Annotated in this window: 14 protein-coding genes; 4 read left to right on the forward strand and 10 right to left on the reverse strand. The window is 68.3% G+C overall.

Features of this window, described 5'->3' with window-relative positions; all coding sequences use genetic code 11:
* Positions 1-168 precede the first annotated feature (168 nt).
* The 7 genes from BM060_RS28735 to pip form a co-directional block, all read right to left on the reverse strand.
* On the reverse strand, positions 169-903 hold the full coding sequence (locus tag BM060_RS28735) for an amino acid ABC transporter ATP-binding protein (protein ID WP_074985446.1): 735 nt from the start codon (positions 901-903) through the stop codon (positions 169-171).
* Entirely contained in the window at positions 896-1858 is a 963-nt protein-coding gene (locus tag BM060_RS28740; protein WP_074985447.1) for an amino acid ABC transporter permease, read from the reverse strand. The genes BM060_RS28735 and BM060_RS28740 overlap by 8 nt, the downstream gene beginning before the upstream one ends.
* 72 nt (positions 1859-1930) lie before the next feature.
* A complete protein-coding gene (locus tag BM060_RS28745) occupies positions 1931-2728 on the reverse strand; it encodes a transporter substrate-binding domain-containing protein (protein WP_074985448.1) in 798 nt (265 codons plus the stop codon).
* 236 nt (positions 2729-2964) lie between these two features.
* Positions 2965-5550 carry a glucans biosynthesis glucosyltransferase MdoH gene (mdoH, locus tag BM060_RS28750; protein WP_074985449.1) on the reverse strand — a complete coding sequence of 862 codons (2586 nt, stop codon included), beginning with the start codon at positions 5548-5550 and terminating at the stop codon, positions 2965-2967.
* Positions 5543-7117 carry a glucan biosynthesis protein G gene (locus tag BM060_RS28755; RefSeq protein WP_135499815.1) on the reverse strand — a complete coding sequence of 525 codons (1575 nt, stop codon included), beginning with the start codon at positions 7115-7117 and terminating at the stop codon, positions 5543-5545. Before BM060_RS28755 ends, mdoH begins: the two co-directional genes overlap by 8 nt.
* A gap of 215 nt (positions 7118-7332) precedes the next feature.
* A complete protein-coding gene (gene dtd / locus BM060_RS28760; protein WP_074985451.1) occupies positions 7333-7770 on the reverse strand; it encodes a D-aminoacyl-tRNA deacylase in 438 nt (145 codons plus the stop codon).
* Positions 7767-8738, reverse strand: coding sequence for a prolyl aminopeptidase (pip, locus tag BM060_RS28765; RefSeq protein WP_074985452.1), 972 nt, complete (start codon positions 8736-8738; stop codon positions 7767-7769). The genes dtd and pip overlap by 4 nt, the downstream gene beginning before the upstream one ends.
* A 111-nt stretch (positions 8739-8849) precedes the next feature.
* Here pip and BM060_RS28770 point away from each other — a divergent pair, with 111 nt between their 5' ends.
* The 4 genes from BM060_RS28770 (at position 8850) to BM060_RS28785 (ending at position 10785) form a co-directional block, all read left to right on the forward strand.
* Positions 8850-9284 (forward strand): hypothetical protein, encoded by a 435-nt coding sequence (locus BM060_RS28770; protein WP_074985453.1) that lies wholly within the window; start codon positions 8850-8852, stop codon positions 9282-9284.
* Complete coding sequence (locus BM060_RS28775; protein ID WP_074985454.1) at positions 9281-9754, forward strand: NUDIX domain-containing protein; 474 nt, start codon at positions 9281-9283, stop codon at positions 9752-9754. The genes BM060_RS28770 and BM060_RS28775 overlap by 4 nt, the downstream gene beginning before the upstream one ends.
* 44 nt (positions 9755-9798) lie before the next feature.
* Complete coding sequence (locus BM060_RS28780) at positions 9799-10260, forward strand: M23 family metallopeptidase (protein ID WP_167858372.1); 462 nt, start codon at positions 9799-9801, stop codon at positions 10258-10260.
* Between the two features lie 93 nt (positions 10261-10353).
* Positions 10354-10785 carry a hypothetical protein gene (locus BM060_RS28785; protein ID WP_074985457.1) on the forward strand — a complete coding sequence of 144 codons (432 nt, stop codon included), beginning with the start codon at positions 10354-10356 and terminating at the stop codon, positions 10783-10785.
* A 353-nt stretch (positions 10786-11138) separates the two neighbouring features.
* Here BM060_RS28785 and hutG read toward each other — a convergent pair whose 3' ends face one another.
* Genes hutG through hutH form a run of 3 tightly spaced genes read right to left on the reverse strand, consistent with a single transcriptional unit; the run spans position 11139 to position 14672 of the window.
* Entirely contained in the window at positions 11139-11942 is an 804-nt protein-coding gene (hutG, locus tag BM060_RS28790; RefSeq protein ID WP_074985459.1) for an N-formylglutamate deformylase, read from the reverse strand.
* Entirely contained in the window at positions 11935-13143 is a 1209-nt protein-coding gene (gene hutI, locus BM060_RS28795; RefSeq protein ID WP_074985461.1) for an imidazolonepropionase, read from the reverse strand. Before hutI ends, hutG begins: the two co-directional genes overlap by 8 nt.
* Positions 13140-14672, reverse strand: coding sequence for a histidine ammonia-lyase (hutH, locus tag BM060_RS28800; protein WP_043313140.1), 1533 nt, complete (start codon positions 14670-14672; stop codon positions 13140-13142). The genes hutI and hutH overlap by 4 nt, the downstream gene beginning before the upstream one ends.
* Between the last annotated feature and the right edge of the window lie 4 nt (positions 14673-14676).

Below are 14676 nucleotides of genomic sequence, written 5' to 3' on the forward strand. Positions count from 1 at the left end.
CTCGGCACGGACAAGCCCCCTCTCTCTTCAGGGCGGGGCGCGCAGCCGAGGGCTGGGGAGAGGGTGCTCTTCGAAAACGCCTGCCGCGAACCCCATTCGCGAGCAAGCTCGCTCCTACAAGTGACAAAAAAGCCGCCCCAAGAGGCGGCTTCTTCATTCACCAAGCACTCAAAGCACCTGCCGCAAAAAGCTCTGCGCCCGCGGATCGGCCGGCTGTTCGAAGAACTGCGCCGGCGGCGCGTCTTCCAACAACTTGCCGTGGTCGAAGAACAGCACGCGGTCGGCCACTTCACGGGCGAAGCCCATTTCGTGGGTGACGCAGACCATGGTCATGCCTTCCAGCGCCAGGGCCTTCATCACGTCGAGCACCTCGCCGACCATCTCCGGGTCGAGCGCCGAGGTCGGCTCGTCGAACAGCATCACCTTCGGCTCCATGCACAGCGCGCGGGCGATGGCCACGCGCTGCTGCTGGCCGCCGGACAGGCGCGAGGGGTATTCGTTGGCCTTCTGGCCGATGCCGACCTTGGCCAGCAGCGCCTTCGCCTTCTCCTCGCGCTCGGCCTTGCCGCGCTTGCGCACCACCTTCTGCGCCAGGCACAGGTTCTCCAGCACGGTCATGTGCGGGAACAGGTTGAAGTGCTGGAACACCATGCCGACTTCGCGGCGGTAGGCGTTGATATCGGTCTTCGGGTTGGCCAGGTCGACGCCGTCGATGCTCACCGAGCCGGAGTCGAACTCCTCCAGGCCGTTGAGGCAGCGCAGGAAGGTGGACTTGCCCGAGCCCGAGGGCCCGATCACCACCACCACCTCGCCCCTGTCCACGCGGGTGGTCACGTCGTCCACCGCGCGCACCACGTGGCCGCGGGTGTCGAACACCTTGGTCAGGTTGCGGACTTCAATCACTTTGTCCGAGCCTCCGTTCCAGCCGGCTCGCCATATGCGACAGCGGCAGGTTGATGACGAGGTAGAGCGCGGCCACGCAGAACCAGATCTCGAAGGTGGAGAACGAGGTGGTGATGGCCTCGCGGCCGCTCTTGGTCAGTTCGGTGATGGCGATCACCGAGACCAGCGAGGTGTCCTTGACCAGGCTGATGAACTGCCCGGCCAGCGGCGGCAGCACGCGCTTGAAGGCCTGCGGCAGGATCACGTGGCGCATCGACTGCGCCGCGCTCAGGCCCAGGGAGCGCGCCGCCTCGTCCTGGCCGCGGGCGATGGACTGCACGCCGGCGCGGACGATCTCGGCCACGTAGGCGCCGGTGAACAGCGCCAGCGCGGCCACCCCGGCGAACTCGCGGGACAGGTTGAGCACGGTGCCAATGAAGAAGTAGAAGATGAAGATCTGCACCAGCAACGGCGTACCGCGCACCAGCTCGACGTAGAGCGTCGAGAGGTCGTGCAGCGTGGGGTTCTTCGACAGCCGGCAGAGGCCGGTGAACAGGCCGATGGCCAGGCCGATCGCGCCGGAGACGAAGGAGATCCACAGCGTGGTCCACAGGCCCCAGGCCAGCGGGCCGGCGGCCCAGTGGCGTTGTACGCCGACCACGTCGCCTTCGCCGACGTCGTCGTTCTCGGAGAACTGCAGGCTGTCGCCGGCCACGTTCAGCACCTGCTGCCTGCCGTCGTCGTCGACCAGGGTGACGCGGGCCTCGCGGCCGGAATCCTCGATCTTCTCCACCCGCGAGACGGCGTCCGCACGTTGCGGTTCCTCCGCCTGGTAGGCGAAGTACTGGGGAACGCGGTTCCAGCGCCACTCGTAGGAAATCAGCGAGGTGGAATACCAGATGGCCAGGCCGATCAGCAGGAGGATCAGCGCGGTCAGCCCATGCCAGGGCCAGGTGGGGCGTTTGCTTCTAGTCACGTATCTTTACCGTGAAAATGCGAACGCGCAGGCCGGGGCCTGCGCGTCGGGTCGAACAGCGTCGGACGCGGATTATTCCATGTCCTTCAGCCAGTCGGTGCTCTTGAACCACTTGTCGTGCAGACGATCGTAGGTCCCGTCCTCGTGGATCTGCTTGAGGAAGTTGTTGATCCAGTTGATCGAGTCGTAGTCGCCCTTCTTCAGGCCGAAGGCCAGCGGTTCGTAGGTGAACGGCTGGTCGAGGAACACCAGCTTGCCGGCGCCGAACTTGCCGACCGCGACCACGTTGTAGGGCGAGTCGTAGATGAAGGCGTCGGCCTTGCCGTTGACCACGTCCATGACCGCCTCGGGCTCGTTGTCGAAGCCGTGGTACTGGGCCTTGGACAGCTGCTTCTTGGCGACGAACTCGCCGGTGGTGCCGATCTTCGAGGTGATGCGGTACTTGGCGTCGTTCAGGTCCTTGTAGGACTTGATGGCGCCTTCCAGCTCCTTGCGGATCAGCAGGGTCTGGCCGACCACGATGAAGGGATCGGAGAAGTTGACCCGCAGGTTGCGTTCCTGGGTCAGGGTCATGCCCGAGCCGATCATGTCGAACTTGTCGGTCAGCAGCGCCGGGATGATGCCGTCGTAGCTGGTGGAGACCAGCTCCAGCTTGACGCCCATGGCCTTGGCCATGGCCTTGAGCAGGTCGACCTCGAAGCCGACGATCTGGCCACGCTTGTTGGTCATCTCGAACGGCATGTAGGTCGGGTCCATGCCCACCCGCAGGCTGCCGCGCTTGACCGCGTCATCCACCGCGCCGGCCTGTGCCGCGCCCACGCCGGCCAGGGCGCAGACGCCCAGCAGCAGCGATGCCAGATACTTTTTCATTCCCCACACTCCCAGACAGTCGAAATTGAGTCGTGCGCACGTCGGCACGGCATCCAGCTGCGGTCTTTATGCCGCGCGAAGCCTCGCCGGGCGCTGAAGGGTGCGAATCCTACCCTCTGTCGCCGTCCGTCGGGAGTCTTTCTGGATCGATGGCGCAGGTTAGCAGCAGTAAAGCGCCGGGAAAACCGTTGCAAGGCGTTGCCACTCCCCGCCTGGTGACGGGGAGCGGCTCGCGGTCAGGACTGCGCGGCCGGCAGGCCCACGCCGGCGCCGGCCGGCGGCGCCAGCGGCAGCGCCGGGCTGTGCGCGTCGGCCTGCACGGACTTGCGCCAGGGCTCCAGCCAGTTCTCATGGCCGCCTTCCCACACCTGCAGGTGCAGGCGCGACAGCGCCACCGGGTCGCTCAGCAGGGCCAGGCGGGCCTCGCCGGCGACGGCCTGCGGACCGCCTTCCAGGGCCTGCTGCACGCGCCGCTGGCGCGCCGCCTCGATGGCCTCGGAGCGCGCGTGGCGCGCGGTGCCCATGGCGCAGGCCAGGGCGTTGAGCAGCGGGTCGGAAACGCTGCGGACGAAGCCGTCCTTCAGCGCCTGCCAGCGGTTCTGGTAGGTGTACTCGTCGGTGGAGCGCAGCTCGCGCGGGGTGTCGTATTCCTCGGGGATGAGGAACAGCTTCTCGTCGCGCGAGGCCAGGCCCAGGTTGACGCGGCTGGTGATCACCGACACCGGGATGGACAGCATCAGCGAACCGACGATGGGCGACAGCCACCACAGGAAGCGCGGGTTCAGCCACACCACCAGCAGCGCCCAGGCCAGGCCCAGCAGGGTCTGCATGCCGTGGCGGCGCAGCGCCTCGCTCCAGGGCGTGGCGTCGTCGTCACGCTGCGGCGACTTCCACTGCGCTTCCCAGCCGAGGAACGCGGCCAGCACGAAGCGGGTGTGGAAGAGCATGCGCACCGGCGCCAGCAGCACCGAGAAGAGCATCTCCAGGAGCATGCTCAGGGTGACCTTGATCACGCCACCGAAGGCCTTGGCGCCCTTGGCCCAGATCAGCATGACGCTGAGCAGCTTGGGCAGGAACAGCAGGGTCAGGGTGGTGGAGAACAGCGCGATGGCCTTCTCCGGGTGCCACTGCGGCCAGATCGGGAACAGCTGGCGCGGCTCCAGGAAGTACTGCGGCTCCATCAGCTGGTGCACCGCCAGCAGCGCGGTGGACAGCACCAGGAAGAAGAACCACAGCGGCGCCGACAGGTAGGACATCACCCCGGTGAGGAACACCGCGCGGTGCACCGGGTGCATGCCCTTGACCAGGAACAGGCGGAAGTTCATCAGGTTGCCGTGGCACCAGCGGCGGTCGCGCTTGAGCTCGTCCAGCAGGTTCGGCGGCAGTTCCTCGTAGCTGCCCTCCAGGTCGTAGGCGATCCACACGCCCCAGCCGGCGCGGCGCATCAGCGCGGCCTCGACGAAGTCGTGGGAGAGGATGGCCCCGGAGAACGAGCCCTTGCCCGGCAGCGGCGCCAGGGCGCAGTGCTCGATGAAGGGCTTCACCCGGATGATCGCGTTGTGCCCCCAGTAGTGCGACTCGCCCAGTTGCCAGAAGTGCAGGCCGGCGGTGAACAGCGGGCCGTAGACGCGGGTGGCGAACTGCTGCATGCGCGCATAGAGGGTGTCCATGCCTGAGGCCTTGGGCGCGGTCTGGATGATCCCCGCCTCCGGGTTGGCTTCCATCAGCCGCACCAGCTTGGCCAGGCAGTCGCCGCTCATCACGCTGTCGGCGTCCATCACCACCATGTACTTGTACTGGCTGCCCCAGCGCCGGCAGAAGTCGTCGATGTTGCCGCTCTTGCGCTTCACCCGGCGGCGGCGGCGGCGGTAGAACAGCTTGCCGAAGCCCTTGGTCTCCTGGCACAGCTCGATCCAGGCCTGTTCCTCGGCCACGGCGATGTCGGCCTGGTAGGTGTCGCTGAGGACGAAGAAGTCGAAGTGGTCCAGCTCGCCGCTGGCGGCCACCGATTCGAAGGTGGCGCGCAGGCCGGCGAAGACCCGCGGCACGTCCTCGTTGCAGATCGGCATGACGATGGCGGTGCGCGCGTCGGCCGCGATCGGCTCGTTGCCGGCGCTGCTGCCGGAGATGCGGTAGCGGTCGCGGCCGCTGAGCAGCTCCCAGAAGCCCATCAGCGCGGTCCAGAAACCGGCCGAGACCCAGCAGAAGAGGATGGCGAAGAGCAGCAGCACGCCGAACTGGATCAGGTACGGCAGCACCTGCTGCAGGGTCTGCAGCCAGGTCTGGCGGTTGATCTCTTCCAGGTCGATCAGCGCCCAGCCCTGGTACGGCAGGATGCCTTTCATGTAGTAGGTGGCGATGCTGGTCTGGCCGAGCATCAGCAACAGCAGGATCATCCGGCGCAGCGAGCCGACCCGCTGCCAGCGCGCCTTGGGCAGGTCGCGCGCGGGCTTGGACGGGTTGCCGCGGCCGAGCAGGCGGCGCCAGCCGCGAACCAGCACGTTGGTCCGCCAGGGCTCGGGGAGCACCTTGGTACGCTGGATCGGCGGCGCCGCCTTGAGGTAGGCGCGGCCGTTGTCGTCCAGGCCGAGCATGCCGGTTTCCTGCAGCTCCTGGCCGTAGCCGAGCAGCAGGCGCGGGCCGATGGAGCCCAGCGCCGCATCGTCGGTGGCGACCGGCGCGGTGCCGGCCTCCTCCGCCAGGCGCTGGTGCAGGTCACTGAAGGAAGCGCTGCGCGCCAGGCGCTCGCGCCCTTCCGCGGTCAGCGGAAGGTGCTCGAGGTATTCGCCCAGCGGAGCCTTGTGGGTGGTCGTGTTATTCATCGGCAGGCAGCTGGTAGCTCCAGGTTTCGGACAGGGTCTGTCCATCTTTGACCAGGGCCGCACGCATTTCGGTCGGCTTCTTCGGGTCCTTCACCTTGATCCGAAGGGTCAGGCGCCAGCCCTGGGTCACCGGGTTGTAGCGCAGGTTGTTTTCCTTGACCTCGGCGTTGTCGTCGGTGCTCACCTGGGTGGTCACCGCGGCGTCGGCCGGCAGGACCTTGAGGTTGGCGCCCTCGAAGTCCACCACCAGGGCGATGCTGCCGTCGGGCTGGCGGATCAGGTTGGCCTGCTTGACGTCACCCACCGAGCGCAGGGTCTGCTTGACCTGGGCGACCTTCTGCGAATGCAGGGCGTCCTCGTCCATGGTCCAGTGCATGCGGTAGGCGTACTCCAGCGGCTGGCCGGCCTCCGGGCGCTTCTCCGGGTTGAAGAAGGCGACGATGTTGTCGTTGGTCTCGTCCGGGGTGGGGATCTCGACCAATTCGACGCTGCCCTTGCCCCAGTCGCCGCGCGGCTCGATCCACAGGCTCGGGCGCAGATCGTAGCGGTCGTCCAGGTCTTCGTAGCGGCTGAACTCGCGGCCGCGCTGGAGCAGGCCGAAGCCTTTCGGGTTCTCCACCGCGTAGCTGCTCACCGACAGGTGTTTCGGGTTGTTCAGCGGGCGCCAGATCCACTCGTCGTTGCCGGCATGGATCTGCAGGCCGGTGGAGTCATGCAGCTCCGGACGGAAGTTGTGCTGCTCCGAGGGCTGGTTGGAGCCGAACAGGAACATGCTGGTCAGCGGCGCCATGCCGAGCTTGGTGACCTTGTCGCGCAGGAACACCTTGGCCTGCACGTCGACCACGGTGTCCTTGCCGGGGCGCAGAACCAGGCGGTAGGCGCCGGTGGCGCGCGGCGAGTCGAGCAGGGCGTAGATCACCAGGTGCTTGTCCTGGGGCTTGGGCTTCTCGATCCAGAACTCGCGGAAGCGCGGGAACTCCTCGCCGGAGGGCAGCGCGGTGTCCAGCGCCAGGCCGCGGGCGGAGAGGCCATAGACGTGGCCCTTGCCGACCACGCGGAAGTAGCTGGCGCCGAGGAAGGTGGCGATCTCGTCGAGCTTGTCGGCCTTGTTGATCGGGTAGAGCACGCGGAACCCGGCGTAGCCGAGGTCCTTGGTGGCATTGGCGTCGAACTGCAGCGTACCGAAGTCGAAACGCGCGGGATCGTACTTGATCTCCTTGACGCTGGTGGCCGTCACCTCGTTGATCTTCACCGGGGTGTCGAAGTGCATGCCCTGGTGATAGAAGCTGAGCTTGAACGGCTCCTTCTCGTCGGCCCAGTAGGCCTTGTCCATGCGGAAGCGGATCTGCTGGTAGTCGGCGAACTTCATTTCGCTGAATACCGACGGCAGGTTGCTGGTCGGCGCGCTGTACTTCTCGCTGGCCAGCTTCTTCGCCTCGCCGGCGACGTCATCGATGGTGAAAGCCCAGGCGTGAGAGGCGCCCAGGGCCAGGAAAGCGGAGCCGACCAGCATCAGGTCGCGCAGGAAATTACGGGAAGCGGTGTGTTGAACGGAACGAAAAATCACGAGTCCCCCTCGTCCGTGAACTTGAAAAAACCAAGGCCGGCCCTGGCAATGCCAAAGTGCCGGCGATTGAATTCCGACCCCGGTGAGCCCGAATGATTCCCCGCCAACGCGAAGAACCCTTGCCCGGCCTTGTGGCCTGGGCTTCCGGGGAGCCATTGTTCTAGTTGCATGCGAGTTGCCATCATCCTGCGGCCCGGTTACGGACTGCCGCCTGCTCAAGCCTCCAGAAGAAAGGTCACCGGCCCGTCGTTGACCAGGTGGACCTGCATGTTGGCGCCGAACCGGCCGGTAGCGACCAGCGGATGACGGGCTCGTGCCTGATCCACGAGATGTTCGAACAACTCGGCGCCCCGGGCTGGCGGCGCCGCGCTGGAAAAGCTCGGCCGCAGGCCCTTGCGGGTGTCGGCGGCCAGGGTGAACTGCGAGACCAGCAGCAGGCCGCCGCCGACATCGCCCAGAGAAAGGTTCATCTTACCTTCAATATCGGCGAACACTCGATAGTTAAGCAGCTTGTGCAGCAGCCGCTGGGTGCTCGCCTCGTCGTCCTGGGGCTCCACGCCGACCAGCGCCAGCAGGCCCTGGTCGATGGCGCCGACGATTTCCCCGTCGACTTCCACCCGCGCGGCGCTCACCCGCTGGATCAGCGCCTTCATTCGGCCTCCGGGGGCAGGTTGAGCAGGCGCCGGCCGATTTCGTTGGTGGCGCGCACCAGGGCATCGGCGATGCCCGGCTCGCTGGCGGCGTGGCCGGCGTCGCGGACGATCTGCAGCTCGCTGTTCGGCCAGGCCTTGTGCAGCACCCAGGCGTTGTCCAGCGGGCAGACCACGTCGTAGCGGCCGTGCACGATGACGCCGGGCAGGTGGGCGATGCGGTGCATGTCGCGCAGCAGCTGGTCCGGCTCGAGGAAGGCGGCGTTGACGAAGTAGTGGTTCTCGATGCGGGCGATGGACAGCGCGCGGTGCGGGTCGCTGAAGCGGTCGACCACCGCCGGGTTGGGCCGCAGCGTCGCGGTGCGCCCTTCCCAGGTGGACCAGGCGCGCGCGGCGTGCATCTGGGCGATCTGGTCGCTGCCCACCAGGCGCTTGCGGAAAGCCTGCATGAGGTCGCCGCGCTCGTCCGCCGGGATCGGCGCCAGGTAGTCCTCCCAGTAGTCGGGGAACAGCTGGCTGGCGCCCTCCTGGTAGAACCAGCGCAGATCCTGCGGGCGGCACAGGAAGATGCCGCGCAGGATCAGCGCGTGGACGCGCTCGGGGTGCGCCTGGGCGTAGGCCAGCGACAGCGTCGAGCCCCAGGAGCCGCCGAACAGCACCCACTTCTCGATGCCCAGGTGCTGGCGGATGCGCTCCATGTCGGCCACCAGGTGCCAGGTGGTGTTGTCGTCCAGGCTGGCGAAGGGCGTGGAGCGTCCGCAGCCGCGCTGGTCGAAGGTGACGATGCGGTACAGGTTGGGGTCGAAGAAGCGCCTGGACAGGGCGTCGCAACCGGCACCCGGGCCGCCGTGCACGAAAAGCACCGGCAGACCGTCCGGTATGCCGCTTTCATCCACATAAAGGAGGTGCGGTTCATCGACGGCCAGCTGGTGCCGGGCGTAAGGCTTGATTTCCGGATACAAAAGCTGCATGGCGCACTCCTGAATCTTTACGTACGGTCCGTCCCTCGACCGGATACCATCCCTTGCGTGTCGGGCATGATACCTGTGCCCGCGCAAAACCGATAAAGGAGTTCACTCGGGATGCCGAGGAAGTTGTATCTTTGCCTGCTGTGCGTCATTTGTCTGCTGGGCGGATGCAGCAGCGACTCCCCCCAGGACCAGTTGAACGACGCGGTGCGCCAGCTGCAGCGCAACCTCGACGAGCGCGCCACCAGCGCCGTGCTGGCGCAGTTGCACGAGGATTTCCGCGCCCAGGGCGAGTACGACCGCGACTGGGTGCGCCGGACCCTGGCGCAGGTGTTCGTCCAGCAGCCGCGGGTGCGCTTCATCACCCTGGGGCGCAGCAGCCGCGTCGACCGCAACTACGCCGACGTCGGCCATACCCGGGCGGAACTGGCGCTGACCGGCGGCGACGACCTGCTGCCCGAGCGCAGGCGCAACCGCCCCTACAGCGTAAGCCTGGAATGGCGACGCGAGGGTGACACCTGGAAGCTGGCGAGGCTCGACTGGCGATGAACCCACTGCAACACCGCATCCGCGCCGCCGGCCTGCTGATCCGCGAGCAGAGCATCCTGCTGGTGCGCCACGAGGTCGACGGCGACGTCTACTGGATCCCCCCGGGCGGCGGCTTCGAGTCGCACAGCGACCGATCGACGCGCGACACCGTGAAGCGCGAATGCCGCGAGGAAACCGGGCTGGAAGTGGAGGTCGGGCCGCTGGTGTACGTGCGCGAATTCGCCGAGCCGCTGGCCGGGCGCTTCCACATGGAGCTGTTCTACCGCGTCGACGCCTGGCGCGGCGACCTGAGCCTGGACAACCTGCGCGGCCTGGGCGGCGATGAGTTCGCCATCCACGAGGTGGCCTGGGTGCCGCGCGCCGAGCTGGCCGCCCTGCCCTCCTTCTACCCCGCCGAGCTGCTCGACGACGTCTGGGAACGCCTGGCCGCGCCGGCGCCGCTGATCCGCCACCTGGGCCTGCAGGTGTGAAACGCCGCTGGCTCCTGCCCCTCGCGGCGCTGCTGGTCCTGCCGATGTTGTTGCCGGAGCACCCGGTCATCCCGGTGCAGGGCGCCAGCCAGCGCGACTGGAACCGCCGTTCGTTCTGGTACGAGCCCTGGGGCATTTCCGGGGTGCACAAGGGCATCGACATCTTCGCCGACGCCGGCGCCCCGGCGCTGTCGCCGGTGCCGGGGCTGGTGCTGTACCGCGGCGAGATCGGCCTGGGCGGCAAGGTGGTGCTGATCCTCGGGCCGAAATGGCGCCTGCACTACCTGGCGCACCTGCAGGCCTGGAACGTGGCGCCGCTGCAGCCGGTGGGCCGCGGCCAGGTGGTCGGCGCGGTGGGCAGCTCGGGCAACGCCGCCGGCAAGCCGCCGCACCTGCACTACGCGGTGCTGTCGCTGCTGCCGCGGCCCTGGGCGGCCACCGACGAGACCCAGGGCTGGAAGAAGATGTTCTTCATCGACCCCGGGCAGTTCCTCCTGGCGCGCTGAACGGCGAACTTTGGAAACACTCCCGGCGTGGCCGCAAGGCGCGCATCTGCGCTACGGTGCCGGGCTCCCCTTCATCCCGAAAAGGAGTTCGACATGCTGGCCAGGCCCCTTGCCCTGCCCCTGCTGCTGTGCCTCGCCCTGCTCGCCGGCTGCGGCAAGGACGACCCGCAGGCAGCCCTGGAAGCCGCCGTGCAGCAACTGCAGGCGAACATCGAAGCGAAGAAGACCGGCGCCGTGCTCGACCAGTTGGCCGACGACTTCCGCGCCCAGCAGGTCAACGACCGCGACTGGGCCCGGCGCACCATGGCGGTGCTGTTCCTCCGTCACCAGAAGATCGGCGTGCTCGCCCCGGCGAAGAACAGCTGGATCGACCCGGCGGCCTCGCGCCGCGGCTACACCGAGGCCAAGGTCGGCCTGACCGGCGCCGAGGGGCTGATCCCCGACAGCGCGCGGCTGTATGACGTGAAGCTGGAGTGGTGGCTGGAGGACGGCGAGTGGAAGCTGGCGCGGCTGGACTGGGAATAACCGCGCGCCCCGCGCCGAGGCGCTCTTCGTAGGAGCGAACTTGCTCGCGAACGGATTCCGCAGCGGGGTTCATTCGCGAGCAAGCTCGCTCCTACAAAAAAGCGCGATTCGCGGGCAGGGCCCGCTCCTACAGGTTGTCGGGAAGCACGGTATTCCTCCCCCCGTAGGAGCGGACCTTGTCCGCGATAGCCGGACGAACCGGCGCGATTCGCGGATGAGATCCGCTCCTACGCCGCCCCACCCACATCGTCCCCATGTAGGAGCGCGCCCTGCGCGCGATATCGCGGGCAGGGCCCGCTCCTACACCCATCCTACGAAAAGCATCTCGGCAAGCGCCGTGCGCAGGCGTTTCGTCAACGGCCGTAACGCTCCCGCCCCCAGGCCAGGAAGGTCTCCAGCATCTTCCGTAGCACCGCGGCGGTCGGGCCGGCCAGGTCTTCGCGGTAGGCGAAGGGCGCCTGTTCATCCATGTAGTTGCACTGCGCGAGCTCCAGTTGCACCGCGTGCACGTGCTGCCCGGGCTGGCCGTAATGGCGGGTGATGTGGCCGCCCTTGAAGCGCCCGTTGAGCACGTGGCTGTAGCCCTCGGCTTCAGCGCACGCCGCCTGCAGGCGCTCGGCGAGGTCCGCCGGACAGCTGTTGCCGGAGTTGGTGCCGATGTTGAAGTCCGGCAGCTTGCCGTCGAACAGGTGCGGGATGTGCGAGCGGATCGAGTGCGCGTCCCACAGCAGCGCGTAGCCGAACTCGGCCTTCAGCCGCGCCAGCTCCTCGGCCAGCGTTTGGTGGTACGGCGTCCAGACTTCCGCCAGGTAGCGCGCGCGCTCCTCGGCCGAGGGCGCCTGGCCTTCGTGGAACAGCGGGCGGCCGTCGAACAGAGTGTCCGGGTACAGGCCGGTGGTGGCCGTGCTGTACAGCGGCTTGTCGTCGGCCGGGCGATTCAGGTCGATGACGTAGCGCGAGTAGTTCGCCGCCAGGGTGCTGGCGCCCAGTTCGCGGGCGAAGTCGTACAGGCGCGGGATGTGCCAGTCGGTGTCGGCCAGTTCCTTCGCCTCGTCCACCAGGCCGGCTTCCACGGCCGGGGTCAGGCGGGTGCCGGGGTGCGGCATGCTCACCAGCAGCGGCACGCGGCCGCGGCTGAAGCTCAGTACGTTATCCACAGGAGACTTCCTCTGCGTGACGGATGATGCGCTTGGGCAGGTCGCCGCCGAGCCAGTAGGCCAGCTCGGCCGGGCGCTGGATGTCCCAGGCGACGAAATCGGCGAGCTTGCCCGCCTCCAGGCTGCCGTGGTCGGCTTCCAGGCCCAGGGCGCGGGCGGCGTGCAGGGTGACGCCGGCCAGCGCTTCTTCCGGGGTCAGGCGGAAGGCGGTGCAGCCCATGTTCAGCATCAGGCGCAGCGACAGCGCCGGCGAGGTGCCGGGGTTGAGGTCGCTGGCCAGGGCGATGGCCACGCCGTGCTGGCGCAGGGCGTCCATCGGCGGCAGCTGGGTTTCGCGCAGGACGAAGAAGGCGCCCGGCAGCAGCACCGCGACGGTGCCGGCCCTGGCCATGGCGATGGCGTCTTCCTCGGTCATGAATTCCAGGTGGTCGGCGGACAGCGCCTGGTAGCGCGCAGCCAGGCTGGAGCCATGCAGCGACGACAGTTGCTCGGCGTGCAGCTTCACCGGCAGCCCCAGCGCCTTGGCGGCCTGGAACACCCGCTCGACCTGCGCCGGGGAGAACGCCAGGTGCTCGCAGAAAGCGTCCACCGCGTCCACCAGCCCTTCCTGCGCCAGCGCCGGGAGGATTTCCATGCAGATCAGCTCGATGTAGTCGTCGGCACGCCCGGCATATTCCGGCGGCAGGGCATGGGCCGACAGGCAGGTGGCGCGCACCGTCACCGGCAGCACCTCGCCCAGGCGCCGCGCCACGCGCAGCATCTTGCGCTCGCTGGCCAGGTCCAGGCCGTAGCCGGATTTCACTTCCAGCACGGTCACGCCATCGGCCAGCAGCGGCCGCGCGCGCTTGATGGCGCTGGCCAGCAGTTCTTCCTCGCTGGCCTCGCGGGTGGCGCGCACGGTGCTGGCGATGCCGCCGCCGGCCGCCGCGATCTCCGCATAGCTGGCGCCCTGCAGGCGCAGCTCGAACTCGGCGCTGCGGTCGCCGCCGAACACCAGGTGGGTGTGGCAGTCGATCAGCCCCGGGGTCAGCCAGGCGCCGCCCAGGTCGTGGCTGCGCTGCACCTCGTGCAGCGGCAGTTCGGCGCGGGGGCCGATCCAGTGGATGCGCGCGCCCTCGGTGAGGATCGCCGCGTCCTCGATGATCGAGTACTTGCCGCCGGCCATGGTGGCGGCGTGGCAGTTGTGCCAGAGCTGTTTCATTGCAGTCTCCCGATGCTCGCGCCGACGTTCTGCAGCGCCCGGCGGTCGGCCAGCAGCGCGGCGGCGCGGGCGATGTCCGGGGCCAGCCAGCGGTCGGCGTCGTAGGCCGGCACCTGCTCGCGCAGCAGTTCCCAGGCGCGCTGGGTGCCGGCGCCGAAGCGTTGTTCCTTGAGGAATTCGAAGGCCTGGGCGGCCAGCAGGTATTCGATGGCGAGAATCTGCTGGCAGTTGCCGATGCAGCGGCCGAGCTTGAGCGCGGCGCTGGTGCCCAGGCTCAGGTGGTCTTCCTGCAGGCCGGAGGTGACGTAGTTGTCGACCACCGCCGGCTGCGCCAGCTGGCGGTTCTCGCCGGCCAGGGCGGCGGCCACGTACTGCACGATCATCATCCCCGAGTTGACCCCCGGCTGGCTCACCAGGAACGCCGGCAGGCCGCTGACCAGCGGGTTGATCAGGCGGTCCAGGCGGCGCTCGGCGACGCCGCCCAGCTCGGCCACGGCGATGCACAGCAGGTCGGCGGCCATGGCCACGGATTCGCCGTGGGGGTTGGCCTGGGACACCACCCGGTAGTGCTCGGGCGTGCCCAGCACCAGCGGGTTGTCGTTGGCCGAGTTGAGTTCGATCTCCACCTGGCGCGCGGCGTGGGCCAGCTGGTCGCGGCAGGCGCCGTGGATCTGCGGCATGGAGCGCATGCTCAGGGCGTCCTGGGTGCGGATGCCGCGGCTGCTGGCGAGCACTTCGCTGCCGTCGAGCAGCGCGCGCAGGTTCTCGCCCACCAGCTGCGCGCCGGGGTGCGGCTTGAGCGCGAGGATTTCCGCGTCGAAGGCGTCGGTCTGCCCGCGCAGGGCCTCGAAGCTCATGGCGCCGATCACGTCGGCCCAGTGCGCCAGGCGCGTCGCGTCTTCCAGGGCCAGGCAGCACAGGCCGGTCATGCAGGGCGTGCCGTTGACCAGGCTGAGCCCGTCCTTGGCGCCCAGTTCCACCGGCGCCAGGCCCTCGGCGCTCAGCGCTTCGGCGGCGCTGACGATGCGCCCCTGGTAGCTCACCTCGCCGACGCCCAGCAGCGCCACGCCGACATGGGCCATGTGCGTCAGGTAGCCCACCGAGCCCTGGGCCGGCACCCGCGGGGTGATGCCGCGGTTGAGCAGTTCCAGCAGCGCCTGCACCACGCGGCGGTGCAGGCCGGACTTGCCGAGGCTGTAGTTGGCGATGGCGACGCAGATGATCGCGCGCGTCTGCTCGTCCTTCAGCGCCTCGCCGACGCCGCAGGCGTGGCTGAGCAGGGTGTTGCGCGACAGCTGGGCCAGCTGCTCGCCTTCGAGCACCACGTTGCACAGGGCGCCGAGGCCGGTGCTGATGCCGTAGGCGCGCTCGCCGCGTTCGACGATGCGTTCGACGATGCCGCGGGCGTTGTCGATGCGCGCCCAGGCCGCCGCCGAAAGCTCCAGGCGCGCGCCGTGGCGGGCCACGGCGACCACGTCCTGCCAGTGCAGGGGCGCGTCGCCGAAGGTGATGATGGAAGCGGAGGACATCGAA

Origin of the sequence: Pseudomonas citronellolis (assembly GCF_900112375.1) — a bacterium.
Classification (GTDB): domain Bacteria; phylum Pseudomonadota; class Gammaproteobacteria; order Pseudomonadales; family Pseudomonadaceae; genus Pseudomonas; species Pseudomonas citronellolis.